Below are 15286 nucleotides of genomic sequence, written 5' to 3'. Positions count from 1 at the left end.
GCCCCCCCCTCGTTGACCGGTGCTCCCGGGGGGGGGGTTCCCTGTTCGGCGTCCTTCAACCCCCCAGGGGGCCCGCGGCCCCGCCCGGCCCCCGCTTCTGTGCATCACGGGTGGGGGATGCCGCCGTCTGCGGCCCCATCACCCCGGGGATCAGGGGGCCAGCGCCGACAGGTAGTCGAGCGAGCCGTCGAGCACCGGGATCGAGGCCAGCGCGCCGTCGCCGTCACCGGACTGAAAGAACGCCGTGACGTCGGTGCCCGGGAGTCCGTCGAAGTCCTCGATCTCCAGCGGCTCGTCTTCGTCGGATCCGAGGCTGACGGTGGTGTTCGCGGGCACGCGGATCTCGAGGGTCGGGCCGCCTTCGCCGAGCTCGACGTTCAGCGTGTGCGACTTCTCGGTGTCGTTGACGATGGCGGCGACGAAGTTGCCTGCCGTGCCCTCGTCGTTGGCCACGATGAACGCGTTGCGCACCTCGAGCGGGCCGGAACCGTGGACGTTGGTGCCCTCGGCGGCCGAGTAGGGGATCGTCGTCGCCTGCGGCGAGATCATGCTGCAGCCGGTGGTCGTGAGCACGAGCGCGGCCCCGACGGCCAGCGACGCGATGAGGCGGCGGTTCACAGATCCTCCCAGGACGTTTCGGTACCCCGCCAGTCTAGGGGTTCGCGCCGGCTCGCGCGGAGCACGAGGCCCTCCGGAGTCGGACGCCGACCCGAGGGCGGAGAACCTTAGCGTATTTCTCCTGTGGTATCCTGGAGGTTGCCGAAAGGACATAACTCCATGCTTTTTGAGGTTGGCGAGACGGTCGTCTACCCCCACCACGGGGCGGCAACGATCATCGAGGTCAAAGACCGGATCATCAAGGGCGAGACGAAGAAGTACCTGAAGCTCAACGTCACGCAGGGTGATCTCATCATCGAAGTACCCGCAGAGAACGTCGACCTTGTCGGGGTTCGCGACGTCATCGGCAAGGAAGGCCTCGACAGGGTCTTCGAGGTGCTGCGTGCGCCCTTCACGGAAGAGCCTACGAACTGGTCACGCCGGTACAAGGCCAACCTGGAGAAGCTCGCCTCCGGTGACGTCATCAAGGTCAGCGAGGTCGTGCGCGACCTCTGGCGCCGCGACCAGGATCGCGGCCTCTCGGCAGGTGAGAAGCGCATGCTGGCCAAGGCCAAGCAGATCCTCATCTCCGAGCTGGCGCTCGCCGAGAAGACCGACGAGGAGCAGGCCAGCGTGATCCTCGACGAGGTCCTCGCAAGCTGAGACTTCTGAAACGGCGCCCCCGGCAGGGGGCGCCGTTTCACTGTGTCCGGACGCCGGCCCCGGACGCCGCTCGCGGTAGCGTGAACGGGTGAGCATCCTCCCCGTCCCTCGTGTCGGCATCGTCGTCGTGGCCGCCGGTTCCGGCACCCGTCTCGGCGCGGGCGGGCCCAAGGCGTTCGTCGGGATCGACCGGCACAGCATCCTGCGTCACGCGCTCGACGGCGTCTTCTCGGCCCCCACGGCGCAGGTGGTGATCGTCGCGCCCGATGGGCGCGAGGGCGACGCCCGGACGGAGGCGCTGGCGGCCGCGGGCGATCGCGCCGACCTCGTGACCGTCGTGACCGGGGGCGCCACGCGACAGGAATCGGTGTCGGCAGGCCTCGCGGCGCTGTGGGGGGATGTCGAGGTTGTGCTGGTCCACGACGCCGCCCGTGCCCTGACCCCGCCCGAGGTGTTCGCGCGGGTGATCGCGGCCGTCGAAGCGGGGGCCGCGGGGGCCATCCCGGTGCTGCCCGTGGTCGACACGATCAAGCGGGTGGCGGGCGACGAGATCGTCGGCGTCGTCGACCGCTCCGAGCTCGCGTCGGCGCAGACGCCGCAAGGCTTCCGCCGAGACGTACTCGCCGCGGCATACGCCGCGGCGATGCAGGACTTCACCGACGACGCGGCGCTGGTGGCGGAGGCCGGGCACACGGTGTCGGCCGTGCCGGGGCATCCCCTCGCCTTCAAGATCACGACCGCCGCCGATCTCGACCGCGCCCGGCATCTCGTCGTGGCCGTGCCGGCCGTGGCCGCCGCACCACCGCGCATCGGGGTCGGGACGGACGTTCACGCGTTCGGCGGCGACGGCGCGCTGTGGCTCGCGGGACTCGAATGGGGAGGGGAGCAGGCGCTGTCGGGGCATTCCGACGGGGATGCCGTCGCCCACGCGATCGTCGACGCCCTGCTCGCCGCAGCCGGGCTCGGCGACATCGGCACGCACTTCGGCACGGATCAGCCCCAGTACGCCGGCGCCCACGCCGACGCGTTCCTCGGCCGCACGGCGACGATCCTGCGGGAGGCCGGGTGGCGCGTGGGCAACGTGTCGGTCCAGGTGCAGGCGAATCGTCCGCGCTTCGCGGCGCGGCGGGCCGAGGCCGAACGCGCGCTGTCGGACGCGCTCGGCGGAGCCCCCGTGTCGGTGTCGGCCACGACGACCGACGGCCTGGGCTTCACGGGCCGGGGCGAGGGCGTCTCGGCCTACGCGGTGGCGCTCGTCGTGCCCGTCTGACGGGTCAGAGCGCGAGGGTCATGAACACGGAGTGCGGGTCGGGCAGGTAGCTGCCGAACGGTCCGCAGTCGACGAAGCCGGCGCTCGCGTACAGCCGGTGGGCGGCGGCGAAGTCCTCGGTCGTCCCGGTCTCCAGCCACAGGCCCGTCATGCCGCGTTCGCGCGCGGCGCTGACGATGTGGTCGAGGATCGCCCGGCCCACGCCGGCGCCGCGGAAGCCGTCCGCCACACGCATGGACTTGATCTCGCCCCGCTCGGCGTCGAGTTCGCGCAGGGCGCCGATGCCGGCGATGCTGCCGTCGACCCACGCCGACCAGACCGTGATGGACGGCTGCCGGAGGGCGTCGACACCGAGCGCATGGATGCTCTCGGGCGGCGCGGTGCCGACGAGCGCCGTCAGGTGGAAGGCGATCAGACCGCGTGCCGCGTCGTCGGTCAGGTCGTCAGGGCGGATCTCGATGGTGCTCTGCATGTCGCGCCCAGTGTGGCACGCGCGCATTGCGGCGGTGTTTCGCGCCAGGCGGCTCATGCCTCCACGGCGAACGGCTCGGGGTCGCGCGGTGCCCGCGAGCCCCACGCGAGGAGCGCGAGTCCCGCGGCGAGCACCACGAGGCCGACGATCGCGAGCGCCGACAATCTCTCGTCGAGCACGGTGATGCCCAGGATGCTGGCGGTCAGCGGCTCGCCGAGCGTGAGGGTCGCGGCCGTCGACGCCGTCAGGCCGCTGAGGCCCCAGGTGAACATGACGTAGGCGATCGCGATCGTGCCGAGGCCGAGCCACAGTGCCATCGTCAGCCCGCTCGGTGTGCCGAGCCACGCGAGATCCACGAACGGAACGGCGAACGCGCACAGCACGGCCGCACTGGCGCCCATCGCGCCGACGACCGTGAACGGGTCCCACCCGTCGTCGAGCAGGCGGCGCTGCGCGTTCGCGATGACCGCGAACGACGCGCCCGCCCCGACCGAGCCCACGAGACCGAGCGGGTCGGTGCCGCCTGCGGCGCCGGCTTCGCCGCCGAAGCCCAGCAGCACGACGCCGACGGTCGCGAGCGCAGTCGCGCCCATCCACGTCGCGCTCGGCATCCGCCGCGTCAGGGCCCACTCCAGCAGCCCCGCGAGGATCGGCGCGGAGCCGAGGGCGACGACGGTGCCCACGGCGACGCCGTTGCGCGCCGTGCCGAGGAAGAACAGCGGCTGATACAGCGCCAGGCACGCGCCCGTCAGGATCATGAGCAGCAGCGGCCGCACCGTCAGCCGCGGGCGGGGCGTGCCGGCGCTGCGACGGGCGTGCCGGGCGGCGAGGGCGAACGCGAACACGGCGAGCCCCGTCCCACCGATCACCATCCGCATGATGCCGATCGACAGCGGAGTGGTGCCGTCCGGGCCGAGCGCCTGCGAGGTGCCGGTGGTTCCGAACAGCAGTGCGGCGGCGAGGACGGCGAGGACGTGCAGCACGGTCAAGTTCTACCAGGCGCGCGGCCGTCGTGACCCGCTGGTTCCCAGGGGCGCGCCGGTAGGCTGGTGCAGTGACGGTTCAGCTGTATGACACCAAGGCGCAGGCCCTGCGCGACTTCGTGCCACTCGACCCCGGGAACGTCACGATCTACGTCTGCGGGCCGACCGTCCAGTCCGGACCCCACATCGGGCACCTGCGTGGCGCGCTGAGCTTCGACCTCCTGCGCCGCTGGCTCGCCCACCGCTACGGTCGCGTCACGTTCGTCCGCAACGTCACCGACATCGACGACAAGGTGCTCGCCAACGCCACCGACGGCGAGCCGTGGTGGGCGCTCGCGTACCGCATGGAGCAGGAGTTCACCCGCGCGTACACCGCGATCGGGATCCTCGCGCCGACGTACGAGCCGCGGGCGACGGCATCCGTCCCGCAGATGCAGGAGCTGATCCAGCGCCTCATCGACGCCGGGCACGCGTACCCCGCCGATCACGACTCCGACGCCGCGGGCGACGTGTACTTCGACGTCCGCTCGTGGCCCGCGTACGGGACGCTCACCAACCAGTCGCTGGACGCCATGGAGCCCGCCGCCGACGCCGACCCGCGCGGCAAGCGCGACCCGCGCGACTTCGCGCTGTGGAAGGGCGGCAAGTCCGACGAACCCGAGTCCGCGAGCTGGGAGTCGCCGTGGGGCGCCGGCCGGCCGGGCTGGCACATCGAGTGCTCCGCGATGTCGCGGCGCTACCTCGGTGCCGAGTTCGACATCCACGGCGGCGGACTCGACCTGCGCTTCCCTCACCACGAGAACGAGCTGGCCCAGTCCGCCGCGGCCGGCGACGCCTTCGCGCGCTACTGGGTGCACAACGGCCTCGTCACCGTCGCCGGGCAGAAGATGTCGAAGTCGCTCTTCAACTTCATCCTCGCCGACGACGTGCTCCGCGAACGCGACCCGCTCGTCGTGCGCTACGCGCTCGCCGCGGCCCACTACCGCTCGAGCCTCGACATCACCGCGTCGACCTTCGACGAGGCCGAGGCCGCGATCGACCGCATCCGCACCTTCCTCGAGCGCGCGGTGCGCACGCTGCGCGACGAGACCGACGACGTGACGGTGGATGCCGTCGTCCCGGCGCGCTTCGCGGCAGCCCTCGACGACGACCTCGGCGTGCCGCAGGCGCTCGCGGTGCTGCACGAGACGGTGCGCGACGGCAACACGGCGCTGGACGCCGGCGACCGGGTGGGGGCGCTGCATGCGTTCGCGGACGTCGCCGTGATGACCGGCATCCTGGGGATCGACCCCCTGGATCCGCTGTGGCGCACGGCGGACGCGTCGGTGGCGGCATCCGCTCTCGACACCCTTGTCACGACCATGATCGCCCAGCGCGCCGACGCGCGCGCGGCGAAGGACTGGGCGGCGGCCGACCGCATCCGCGACGCGATCGCGGCGGCCGGCATCGCCCTCGAAGATTCAGCAGACGGAACACACTGGAGTTACAGCGATGGCTAAGCCAGCACGCCCCGGCGCGGGCAACAGCAAGAAGAAGGGCGCCCTGAAGGGCACCGGCGGCAACGGTCGCAAGTCCCTCGAAGGACGCGGCCCGACCCCCAAGGCCGAGGACCGCGCCTGGCACGTCGCCGGCAAGCGCAAGGCGGCCGCCGAGCGCTACGCCGCGGCGGGCGGCAAGGGCAAGCCCGGCCAGCGGCCCCAGGGCTCGAACCCGAACCGGTCGGGCAAGGCGAAGGCCGGCGACGACACCGAGACGGTCACCGGGCGCAACTCGGTGCTCGAGGCGCTGCGTGCGAAGATCCCGGCAACGGCGTTCTACATCGCGCAGCGGGTCGAGATGGACGACCGCGTGAAGGAGATGCTCTCGATCGCGAGCCACCGCGGGATCCCCGTGCTCGAGGTCACGCGTCCCGAGCTCGACCGCATGGCCGGGTTCGACGGCGTGCACCAGGGCGTCGCTCTCAAGGTGCCGCCGTACGAGTACGCGCACCCGCAGGACCTGCTGGAGCAGATCATCGACCGCGATCAGGTGCCGCTGCTGATCGCCCTCGACGGCATCACCGACCCGCGCAACCTCGGCGCCATCATCCGCTCGACCGCCGCGTTCGGCGGGCACGGCGTGATCGTGCCGCAGCGCCGCTCGGCGGGCGTCAACTCGGCCGCGTGGAAGACCAGCGCCGGCGCCGCGGCACGCATCCCGGTCGCCGTCGCGCCCAACCTCACGACGACGCTCAAGGAATTCAAGAAGCAGGGCGTGTTCGTGCTGGGCCTGGACGGCGGCGGCGACGTGTCGCTGCCCGCCCTCGAGCTGGCCGACCGGCCCGTCGTGATCGTCGTCGGCTCCGAGGGCAAGGGGCTGTCGCGCCTGGTCACCGAGACGTGCGACCAGATCGTGTCGATCCCGATCTCGTCGGCCACCGAGTCGCTGAACGCCGGCATCGCGGCATCCGTCGCGCTCTACCAGGTCTCGTCGCTGCGCAGCGCAGACCTCGCCTGACCCCACCCACGACGAAAGGCAACACATGGCTCGCATCGCCGTCATCGGAGGCTCCGGCTACGCCGGCCGTCACATCGTCGCCGAGGCGGTGAACCGGGGCCACAGCGTGCTGTCGATCGCGCGCCGCGTGCCGAGCGAGCGTCAGCCGGGCGCCGTCTACATCGAGGGGTCGCTCACCGACGTCCCGAGCCTGCTCGCGCAGCTCGAGGGCGTCGACGTGGTGGTCTCGGCGGTGGCGCCCCGCGGCGACATGGCGGGCCTCGTGCGCCCGAACATCGCGAGCCTGGTCTCGGTGCTCCCCGAAGGCGTGCGCATCGGTGTGATCGGCGGCGCCGGCGGCAGCCTCGTCACCGAGGGCGGTGAGCGCCTGGTCGATCTGCCGACGTTCGCGGCGGACTACCGTCCCGAGGCGCTCGAGGCGATCGGCGTCCTCGAAGACCTGCAGGCGCTCTCGCCCGATGCGGCCGACTGGTTCTACATCCACCCGGCGGGCGGCTTCGGCGTCTGGAACCCGGGCGAGCGCACCGGCGACTACCGCAAGGGCGGGGACGTGGTCGTCACGGACGCTGAGGGTGAGTCGTTCATCTCGGGGGCCGACCTCGCCGTGGCCGTCGTCGACGAGATCGAGCACCCGCAGCACCCGCGGGGCCGCTTCACCGTCGGCTACTGATCCACGGTCCCGGTCGGCCGGGGCCCGCGCGCCGAGACGGTGTGGGGTGGGATGCCGGCGGCCGGGTTCCCGCGTCAGACGAGGTCGCGCCAGTCGATGTCGTCGTCCTCGTCGTCGTCGATGACCGACGTCGGCGAGGTGATGATCGGCAGCGACACCGTCTCGGTGGGCGGGCCCATGAGCGTCGCCTCGTCGCGTCGGTGGCGCAGCACGTTGTCGATGTAGCTCGACAGGGCCTCGGCGAGAGGCACCGACTTGCCCTTCGCCTGGGACAGGTACCAGCGGTGCTCCAGGAGCTGGTGGAAGACCTCGGCGGGCTCCAGCTTGGCGCGCAGATCCCACGGGATCGCCTTGACCACCGGCTCGAACACGCGGGTCAGCCATTCGTGCGCGGCCATCTCCTCGTCGTCGCCCAAGCGTGACACGCGCACCCGGAACTCGTCGAGGTCATTGAGGAGCCGGCGGGCCTGGTTCTCTTCGACGTCGAGGCCGGTCAGGCGGAGCAGACGACGCTGGTGGTGCCCGGCATCCACCACCTTCGGCTGGATCGACACCTTGGTGCCGTCGGCGGTCGTCTGGATCGACATCTCGCCGATGTCGAAGCCCAGGTCGTTGAGGCGCTGCACGCGCTGCGTGAGACGCCATGCCTCGTCGGCGCGGAACGTCTCCTCGTCCGTGAGGGCGGCCCACAGCGAGTGGTATGCCGAGACGATGCCGTCGGCGATCGCGATGGCGTCGACGCCGCCTTCCAGGCGGCCGCCGGCTTCGAGGTCCATGATCTCGCCGGCGATGTTGGTGCGTGCGACGTCGAGGTCGTGCGCGCGCTGTCCGGGCGTCAGGCCGCTCTCGTGCAGCTCACCGGTCTCGGCGTCGACGAGGTACGCGGCGAAGGCGCCGGCGTCGCGGCGGAACAGCGTGTTCGACAGCGACACGTCGCCCCAGAAGAATCCCACGTTGTGCAGCCGCACCAGCAGCAGCGCGAGCGCGTCGACGAGGCGCGTCGCGGTGTCGGGCCGCAGCACCTGCGTGAACAGAGCGCGGTAGGGGAGCGAGAACTTCAGGTGCGCCGTGACCAAGGCGGCCGGCAGCGCGTTGCCGGCGGCATCCGTCCGTCCCGCGATGACGGCGACGCGCTCGACGCAGGGGACGTCCAGACGGGCGAGGTTGCCGAGCATGTCGTACTCGCGACGCGCCATCGCCTCGGTCGTCTCCTTGATCGCGACGACCCGGCCCGACAGGTTCGCGAAGCGCACCAGGTGGCGCGAGATGCCCTTGGGGAGGAAGACGATGTGATTCGACGGCCATTCGCCGAGCGGGGTCGACCAGGGCAGCGTGAGCAGCCCGGGGTCGACGCTGCTTGCGGTGATGCTCAACGCGTCGGACAACGCGCCCTCCTCGTCGTCAGGTTCGGCGGGAACAGCGCGACGGCGCGGGGGGAGTGACTCCCGCCCGCGCCGTCGCGAAGGAACTGCTTACGCCGAAGCGATGGCCTTGTCGGTGAGGCGCTCGCCCGACTCGATGTCGAAGACGTGCACGTGACCGGGGACCGGAGCCAGCGTGACCTTGTCGCCCGCGTTCGGGTGACGGCGGCCGTCGACGCGCGCGACGATGTCGGTGCGCTTGCCGTCGACGTCGGCGTGGCCGTAGAGGTAGCCGTCCGCGCCGAGCTCCTCGACGAGGTCGACCGTGACCGTGAGGCCCTTGCCGTCGGCGGGGGCGACCTGGATGTCCTCGGGGCGCACACCGATGGTGACGTCCGAGCCGTGCGCCTTGCCGAGCGTGTCGGCCTCGACGCCGACGACCGTGTCGCCGAACTGCACGCCGCCCTCGGCGATGCTCGCCGGGAACAGGTTCATGGCGGGGGAGCCGATGAAGCCGGCGACGAACACGTTGTTCGGCTTCTCGTACAGGTCGCGCGGGGTGCCGACCTGCTGCAGGAGGCCGTCCTTGAGGACCGCGATGCGGTCGCCCATGGTGAGCGCCTCGGTCTGGTCGTGCGTGACGTAGACCGTGGTGACGCCGAGGCGACGCTGCAGCGAGGCGATCTGCGTGCGGGTCTGGACGCGGAGCTTGGCGTCGAGGTTCGACAGCGGCTCGTCCATGAGGAACACCTGCGGCTGGCGGACGATCGCGCGGCCCATGGCGACACGCTGACGCTGACCACCCGAGAGAGCCTTCGGCTTGCGGGTCAGGTACTCCTCGAGGTCGAGGAGCTTGGCGGCCTCGAGGACACGAGCGGCGCGCTCCTCCTTGCCGACGCCGGCGATCTTCAGAGCGAAGCCCATGTTCTCGGCGACGGTCATGTGCGGGTACAGCGCGTAGTTCTGGAACACCATCGCGATGTCGCGGTCCTTCGGCGGGACGTCCGTGACGTCGCGGTCGCCGATGAGGATGCGGCCCGAGTTGACCTCTTCGAGGCCGGCCAGCATGCGCAGCGAGGTGGACTTGCCACAGCCCGACGGGCCGACGAGAACCAGGAATTCGCCGTCGGCGACCTCGAGGTTCAGCTTGTCGACCGCGGGGCGCGTGCCCCCGGGGTACAGGCGGGTTGCGTTGTCAAAGGTGACGGACGCCATGTTCTCTTCTCCTTCACCGGCAGGTACGTGCCGGACGATCCGTAGTGATGGAATGAGCGGGGGCTTTCCCGCACGCCCAACGTCGGGCGCTCGCAACAGTATGACATGCGCCGTGACACACCGCGCACGGAGGTTGCGTCTGGGCATTTCCCAGGGTGGCTGACTAGCATCGTGGACGGCCGCTTTCCCGTGCGGTCCCGCGCAATTCCCCGCCCCGCAGCCCGCGGGCCGGTCTTCGCCCCGAGAGGTTCCATGTCGAGCGACGAGTCACAGAACGCCGCGTCCAGCGAGCGCCGCGACGCCGTGCGCGAGAAGGCGCAGCAGGTGAAGGCGCGCCAGTCGCGCGCCCGAGCCATCCGCCGGACGACGCTGGTGACCCTGGGTGTCGCCGTGATCGCGGCGGTCGCGGTCGTCGTGACGTGGACGGTGTCCTCCAGCGCGACCAAGCCGATGGCCGATCCGTCGAACGTCTCCGGCGGCTTCGTCGTGACCGGCGTGAGCGGCACCGGTGTGCCGTCGGCCGAGAACGGTGCGGGTTCCGCCGAGGCGACCCCCGCGCCCACCGGGGATGCGGCTGCGACCGAAGCCGAGCCGACGCCCACCGCGACCCCGACCGAGGCGCCCGCCGTCGACATCCGCGTCTACGTGGACTACCTGTCCAGCGGTTCGCGCGACTTCCAGGTCGCGAACGTCAAGCAGCTGTCGAAGTGGGTCGACACCGGCGCCGCCACGCTGACGTACTACCCGGTGGCGATGCTCACGGCCAAGTCCAACGGCACGAAGTACTCGCTGCGTGCCGCCGCGGCCGCAGCGTGCGTCGCGCAGAACTCGCCGGAGTACTTCTTCGCGTTCAACAACGCGCTGCTGACGCAGCAGCCGGGTGTCGACTCCGACGGCCTGAGCGACTCCGAGCTCGCCGATCTGGCGCAGGCCGTGGGTGTCGACGGCCCCAAGGTCGTGCGCACCTGCATCGAGTCGCAGTCGTACACGTCGTGGGTCAAGACCGCGACCGAGCAGGCCCTCGAGGAGCTGCCCGACTCGGGCGGCGTCGCCCTGACCGCGACCCCCATGATCCTCGTCAACGGCACGCAGTACGTCGGCAAGATCGACGACCCCAAGGAGTTCGCGCAGTTCGTCCTCACCGTCGCGAGCGACTCGTACTACAAGGCGACCCCGACCCCGACGGTCACGCCGGCGCCGTGATCCCCACGCGCCCGCGGTGACGGGCGTGCGAACGGGCGCCGCTAGACTGGGCGCTCTGCCGGCTTGGCGCAATTGGTAGCGCACCGTACTTGTAATACGGGGGTTGCAGGTTCAAGTCCTGTAGCCGGCACCGAGGACACACCAGATCAGACGCCCCCACTCTCCCTTGCGGAGCATGGGGGCGTCTCGGTTCACCCCATGAGGGCTGCGTAGCGCGGCCCCGGTGCCTACGTGCGCGCCGTGCCGGCGCCCGTGCTCGTCGCCGTCTGCCCGGACCGTCGGGTGACCACGAGCGCGACGATCACGCCGGCGACTCCGACACCGATCTGCGCGTAGGCGGTGATCGCGGTGATGGCGGCGAAGGTCGAGAAGTCCCAGAGCGCGTGGAGCAGCATGGCGAAGATCAGGGTTCCTCCTGCCCGACGGGTGAGGTAGAACACGCTTCCCGCCAGGAACGTGAACAGCACTTGCAGGAGACCGACGGGCCCGGTGCCGAACAGCGTGTTCGGGAGATGGAGGAGAGCGAACAGCAGGGTGCTGAAGAACCAGACGCCGCGTTCGCCGAACCGGCTCCGCAGCGCCACGATGAGTTGCCCTCGCGTCACCAGCTCCTCGTTGAAGCCGACGAGGAGGCTCCCGATCGTCAGGAGCACCCACATCCCCCCGGTGAGGTGTGACGTGTCGCCGAAGATCAGGTTGGCGACGGCGGCAGCGGCCAGAAGCCCTGGCAGGATCCACACCTTGGGCGACACTCTGTTCCCGTCCTCGAAGAGAGCGGGTCGCCACCAGCCGTAGAACGAGACGATCGCGACGATCGCGACGGAACCGACCGCCAAGGGCGCGACGTACCAACGCCACAACGTGCTCTCGTCATCGCCGATGTGGAGGTAGTCGATGCCGTTGAGGATCCAGACGGTGAAGAACGCGGCGAGGTAGATGAGGTAGCCGAGCACGCCGAGCCAGACGCGCGGGGCGATCCGGGGAGCATATTGCGGGTTCGTCGTCACCCTCAGCAGGGTACTGGGCCGCCTCGGCGCGGCGACGACACGAACGCCCCTCCGCTGCACGCGAGCACGGGCGTCTCGTCGTGCTGCGGCCCGCGGACCTGTGAGGGCACACATGTCCGACGCGTACGGTCCGAAGATGAACAGGCATCATCCACCGAACGATCCGACACCCGAACAGCAGCGGGCCGCACGTGACAAGCGGTGGGCGAACTCGACGAGCATGCACTGGCACGCGTACGTGCCCAGCGCGCAGCCCCAGGCGCGAGCCGGCGAGGAGGATCCGGTCCGGAGCGCGAAGCCGACGGACATCCCTTCGCGAAGCGGCACGCGTCCGCGCACCACGTGAACGGCGCCGGCTACGAAGCCTTCCACCGGCGGGGCGCTCAGCCCGGCCTCCGCGTGCCGCTCAGACCTCGAAGACGCCCAGCAGCTGCCAGCCCTCGGGCACCTTCGCCTCGAGCGCCGGCAGGTCGTCGGCCTCGATCTGCTCGACGCCGTCGCGGCGGGCGATCGTGGCGGTCGAGGTCAGCAGCTGCGAGCCCTTCGGCATGGCCGCCGGCACGTCCGTGACCACCCATCCGTCGGGCAGCTGCGCGTCCACGGCGGCGCGGAGCGCCGCGAGCGATTCTCCCTGCACCTCGAACGTGCGGGTCTCGACGGGACGGATGCGGCCGATCAGCATGCGTCCACTCTACGGAGCGTCGCCGGCCGGACCCGGCCGCCGCGCGTTCAGCCCGCAGGCTCGAACGTGATCGTCACCGGTGTGGCACCGCTCGCGCGGTCGAACAGGATGTCGCCGGTGATCTTGGCGGGGCCGCCCTCCGACGGGCCGATCTGCGCAGTGAAGGTCTCGCCTTCGCCCGAGCGGTTGAACTCGCCGAGCTGCTCGGTCAGCGGATCGAGCTGTGCGGCATCCCATCCGAGATCCGGGGCCAGCGCGCGCAGGTAGTCCAGCGCACCCGTCCAGTTGCTCGTGACGTCGGGGACGAACGTGACCGACGCGAGCTCCCCGTCGACGGTGGTGGCGGTCAGGCCCGAGATGTCGTCGAGCACGTACAGCTCCTTGTCCGCCGCGATCACGGCGCGCACCGGGCGGCGGAACTCGGCGCTCTTCTCGCCGTCCTGCGGCATGCCCAGTCCGGCGGCGGACACCGCGCCGTCGCCGATGCGCACCTTGAACGTGCCCGAGACGTTGACGTAATCGAAACCGGTGTCGGTGAGCATGGTCGACCCGTCCGACGCGCGCTGGTCGTCGGAGGCAGCCGGGCGGTCCTGCGCCCACCACGATCCCTGGATCGCGAGGGACGCGACGACGACGCCCGCGATGATCAGCACGAGCACCGTGGCGGGAAGCCACGTGAGCAGTGTTCGGGTTCGCGACGAGACGGGCACGTTCCAGGGTAACTCCCGCGTCACCGGCGCCGGGGCGGCAGGGAGCCGGGCCGGAGCAGGGCATGATTGACCGGTGACCGCCCGCCGCCTCCCCGCCTGGATCGGGATCAGCGCAGCCGCCGTCATCGGCATCCTCACGGCCATCCAGGCGCGCATCAACGGCCAGCTCGGCACGCGTCTCGGCGACGGCTTCACCGCCGCCGTCATCTCGTTCGGCTCCGGGCTCGCGGTGCTCATCGTGCTGTCACTCGTCATCCCGCAGGGGCGCCGCGGCTTCAGTGCGCTGGTCGCGGGTCTGCGGCGTCGCGACGAGGACGGGCGTGCCGGCATCCCGTTCTGGATGCTGTGCGGCGGTGTCGCCGGCGCACTCTCGGTGGCCACGCAGTCGCTCGCCGTCGGCATCATCGGCGTCGCGCTGTTCACGGTCGGCGTGGTGGCGGGCCAGACGGTGAGCGGCCTGCTGCTGGACCGGGCGGGCATCGGACCTGCGGGCATCGTCGCGGTGACCCCGGCACGGCTCATCGGGGGAGCGCTCGCGATGCTCGCCGCGGCGGTCTCGCTCGCCGGGGGCGTGCACGCGCCGCCGGTGCTCATCGTCCTGCCGTTCCTCGTCGGCGCCGGGATCGCGTGGCAGTCGGCGGTCAACGGCCGCCTGCGTCAGCGGGTCGGCACACCCCTGACCGCGACACTCGTGAACTTCATCGGCGGCACGCTCGTGCTCGGGATCGCCGAGCTCGTGCACTCGCTGACGGTCGCGCCTCCGCCGACCGCCTTCCCGACCGAGCCGTGGCTGTACGTCGGGGGCGTCATCGGCGTGACCTACATCTTCCTCGCGGCCGCCCTGGTGCCCTACACCGGCGTGCTGCTGCTGGGTCTCGGCACCGTCGTGGGCCAGGTCGTCACGTCGGTGCTGATCGACGCAGCGTGGCCGACCGCGGCTGCGCCGTCGCTCTGGCAGTCGCTGCTGATGTCGTCGCTCGCGATCCTGTCGGTCATCGTCGCGGCCGTGCCGTGGCGACGGCGGCGCCGCGCCGGCTGACCTGCCGACGGCCTCCCGGGCTCAGGCGGCGTCGCCGAGCTCCTTCGACAGCACGTGGGCGGCGTCCGTGAGGAGCGGGATGGCGCGCTCCGCGAAGGCGTCGTCGACGCGCGACACCGGACCCGACACCGAGATGGCGGTGGGGGTCGGAGCGTGGGGCACGGCGACCGCGAAGCAGCGCACGCCGATCTCCTGCTCCTGCTCGTCGATCGAGTAGCCGCGCTCGCGGATGCGGGCGAGCTCGGCCAGCAGCGAGTCGATGTCGCCGATGGCCATCGGGGTGGCCGTCGGCATGCCTGCGCGTCCGACGATGCCGCGCACAACGTCGTCGTCGAGGGTCGCGAGGATCGCCTTGCCCACGCCGGTGGCGTGCGTGTGCGCGTGGCGGCCGACCTCCGTGAACATGCGCATCGAGTGCTTGGAGGGCACCTGACCGACGTACACGACCATGTCGGAGTCGAGCACGGCCATGTTCGCGGTCTCGCCGAGCGCGTCGACGAGGCGGGCGAGCTGCGGGCGCGCGATCGCGCCGAGCTGCTTGCTGGCGCCCTCGCCGAGGCGGATGAGCCGTGGGCCGAGCGCGTAGCGGCGGTTGGGCAGCTGCCGGACGTACCCCATGCCCACGAGCGTGCGCAGCAGCCGGTGGATCGTCGGCAGCGGCAGCTCGGTCGATGCGGCCAGTTCGCTGAGCGTGACCTCACCGTCTGCGTCGGTGATCAGCTCGAGCAGCTCGAACACGCGCTCGACGGACTGCACACCTCCGGACGCCTTCTCGGCCATGTCGCCACCTTTCCACTCCATTGCGGGCTGAGTCCACGATACGGAAGAGGGATGCCGCACCGCACGTGCGACGCGGGGGCGAGGCATCCGATTCTCACGATTGCTTTTCCGCTTGCCAGAAACTACTATCCATAATAC

General features: G+C 71.0%; 16 protein-coding genes and 1 tRNA gene. 8 read left to right on the top strand and 9 right to left on the bottom strand.

Annotated elements, in window-relative coordinates:
- Positions 1-150: 150 nt before the first annotated feature.
- Complete coding sequence (locus tag ACFWJ8_RS20625) at positions 151-618, bottom strand: DNA modification methylase (RefSeq protein WP_378815082.1); 468 nt, start codon at positions 616-618, stop codon at positions 151-153.
- A 159-nt stretch (positions 619-777) separates the two neighbouring features.
- Between ACFWJ8_RS20625 and ACFWJ8_RS20620 the strand changes: the two genes are divergently transcribed.
- Together ACFWJ8_RS20620 and ispD are read left to right on the top strand one after the other, a co-directional pair.
- A complete protein-coding gene (locus tag ACFWJ8_RS20620; protein WP_018172589.1) occupies positions 778-1260 on the top strand; it encodes a CarD family transcriptional regulator in 483 nt (160 codons plus the stop codon).
- Positions 1261-1348: 88 nt separating this feature from the next.
- On the top strand, positions 1349-2530 hold the full coding sequence (gene ispD, locus ACFWJ8_RS20615) for a 2-C-methyl-D-erythritol 4-phosphate cytidylyltransferase (RefSeq protein WP_378815080.1): 1182 nt from the start codon (positions 1349-1351) through the stop codon (positions 2528-2530).
- Between the two features lie 4 nt (positions 2531-2534).
- Here ispD and ACFWJ8_RS20610 read toward each other — a convergent pair whose 3' ends face one another.
- On the bottom strand, positions 2535-3002 hold the full coding sequence (locus tag ACFWJ8_RS20610) for a GNAT family N-acetyltransferase (RefSeq protein WP_378815078.1): 468 nt from the start codon (positions 3000-3002) through the stop codon (positions 2535-2537).
- A gap of 53 nt (positions 3003-3055) precedes the next feature.
- Complete coding sequence (locus ACFWJ8_RS20605) at positions 3056-3985, bottom strand: DMT family transporter (RefSeq protein WP_378815076.1); 930 nt, start codon at positions 3983-3985, stop codon at positions 3056-3058.
- Positions 3986-4056: 71 nt separating this feature from the next.
- On the opposite strand from ACFWJ8_RS20605, the gene cysS reads away from it, so the two are divergent.
- The 3 genes from cysS to ACFWJ8_RS20590 are packed head-to-tail and all read left to right on the top strand — an operon-like array spanning position 4057 to position 7151.
- The gene (gene cysS, locus ACFWJ8_RS20600) at positions 4057-5484 is read left to right on the top strand and encodes a cysteine--tRNA ligase (protein WP_378815074.1); all 1428 of its coding nucleotides are present in this window, start codon (positions 4057-4059) and stop codon (positions 5482-5484) included.
- Entirely contained in the window at positions 5477-6481 is a 1005-nt protein-coding gene (gene rlmB / locus ACFWJ8_RS20595; protein ID WP_378815072.1) for a 23S rRNA (guanosine(2251)-2'-O)-methyltransferase RlmB, read from the top strand. The genes cysS and rlmB overlap by 8 nt, the downstream gene beginning before the upstream one ends.
- A gap of 25 nt (positions 6482-6506) precedes the next feature.
- Positions 6507-7151: an NAD(P)-dependent oxidoreductase gene (locus tag ACFWJ8_RS20590; RefSeq protein ID WP_378815070.1), complete on the top strand. Its 645-nt coding sequence runs from the start codon at positions 6507-6509 to the stop codon at positions 7149-7151.
- A gap of 74 nt (positions 7152-7225) precedes the next feature.
- On the opposite strand, the gene ACFWJ8_RS20585 is transcribed toward ACFWJ8_RS20590, so the two are convergent.
- Together ACFWJ8_RS20585 and ACFWJ8_RS20580 are read right to left on the bottom strand one after the other, a co-directional pair.
- On the bottom strand, positions 7226-8536 hold the full coding sequence (locus ACFWJ8_RS20585) for a DUF4032 domain-containing protein (protein WP_378815068.1): 1311 nt from the start codon (positions 8534-8536) through the stop codon (positions 7226-7228).
- Positions 8537-8623: 87 nt separating this feature from the next.
- Positions 8624-9727, bottom strand: coding sequence for a sn-glycerol-3-phosphate ABC transporter ATP-binding protein UgpC (locus ACFWJ8_RS20580; RefSeq protein ID WP_018172581.1), 1104 nt, complete (start codon positions 9725-9727; stop codon positions 8624-8626).
- Positions 9728-9979: 252 nt separating this feature from the next.
- On the opposite strand from ACFWJ8_RS20580, the gene ACFWJ8_RS20575 reads away from it, so the two are divergent.
- Together ACFWJ8_RS20575 and ACFWJ8_RS20570 are read left to right on the top strand one after the other, a co-directional pair.
- Positions 9980-10930 carry a DsbA family protein gene (locus tag ACFWJ8_RS20575; RefSeq protein ID WP_378815066.1) on the top strand — a complete coding sequence of 317 codons (951 nt, stop codon included), beginning with the start codon at positions 9980-9982 and terminating at the stop codon, positions 10928-10930.
- A gap of 57 nt (positions 10931-10987) precedes the next feature.
- Positions 10988-11060 (top strand) — tRNA-Thr (locus ACFWJ8_RS20570).
- A gap of 97 nt (positions 11061-11157) precedes the next feature.
- Here ACFWJ8_RS20570 and ACFWJ8_RS20565 read toward each other — a convergent pair.
- The 3 genes from ACFWJ8_RS20565 to ACFWJ8_RS20555 all read right to left on the bottom strand — a co-directional run bounded on the left by ACFWJ8_RS20565 (position 11158) and on the right by ACFWJ8_RS20555 (position 13329).
- On the bottom strand, positions 11158-11937 hold the full coding sequence (locus ACFWJ8_RS20565) for a CPBP family intramembrane glutamic endopeptidase (protein WP_378815064.1): 780 nt from the start codon (positions 11935-11937) through the stop codon (positions 11158-11160).
- 406 nt (positions 11938-12343) lie between these two features.
- On the bottom strand, positions 12344-12619 hold the full coding sequence (locus ACFWJ8_RS20560; RefSeq protein WP_378815062.1) for a hypothetical protein: 276 nt from the start codon (positions 12617-12619) through the stop codon (positions 12344-12346).
- A gap of 47 nt (positions 12620-12666) precedes the next feature.
- Positions 12667-13329, bottom strand: a complete 663-nt coding sequence (locus ACFWJ8_RS20555; protein ID WP_378815060.1) for a hypothetical protein — start codon at positions 13327-13329, stop codon at positions 12667-12669.
- 73 nt (positions 13330-13402) lie between these two features.
- Between ACFWJ8_RS20555 and ACFWJ8_RS20550 the strand changes: the two genes are divergently transcribed.
- Positions 13403-14368 carry a DMT family transporter gene (locus tag ACFWJ8_RS20550; RefSeq protein ID WP_378815059.1) on the top strand — a complete coding sequence of 322 codons (966 nt, stop codon included), beginning with the start codon at positions 13403-13405 and terminating at the stop codon, positions 14366-14368.
- Positions 14369-14389: 21 nt separating this feature from the next.
- Here the strand turns inward: ACFWJ8_RS20550 and ACFWJ8_RS20545 are convergent, their stop codons facing one another.
- Positions 14390-15148, bottom strand: coding sequence for an IclR family transcriptional regulator (locus tag ACFWJ8_RS20545; RefSeq protein WP_378815057.1), 759 nt, complete (start codon positions 15146-15148; stop codon positions 14390-14392).
- Positions 15149-15286: the final 138 nt, after the last annotated feature.

The organism is Microbacterium sp. NPDC058389 (assembly GCF_042722305.1).
In the GTDB taxonomy this organism is placed as follows: domain Bacteria; phylum Actinomycetota; class Actinomycetes; order Actinomycetales; family Microbacteriaceae; genus Microbacterium.
Note: the sequence above shows the minus strand (reverse complement) of the source record. Positions and strands in the feature narration are given on the sequence as shown.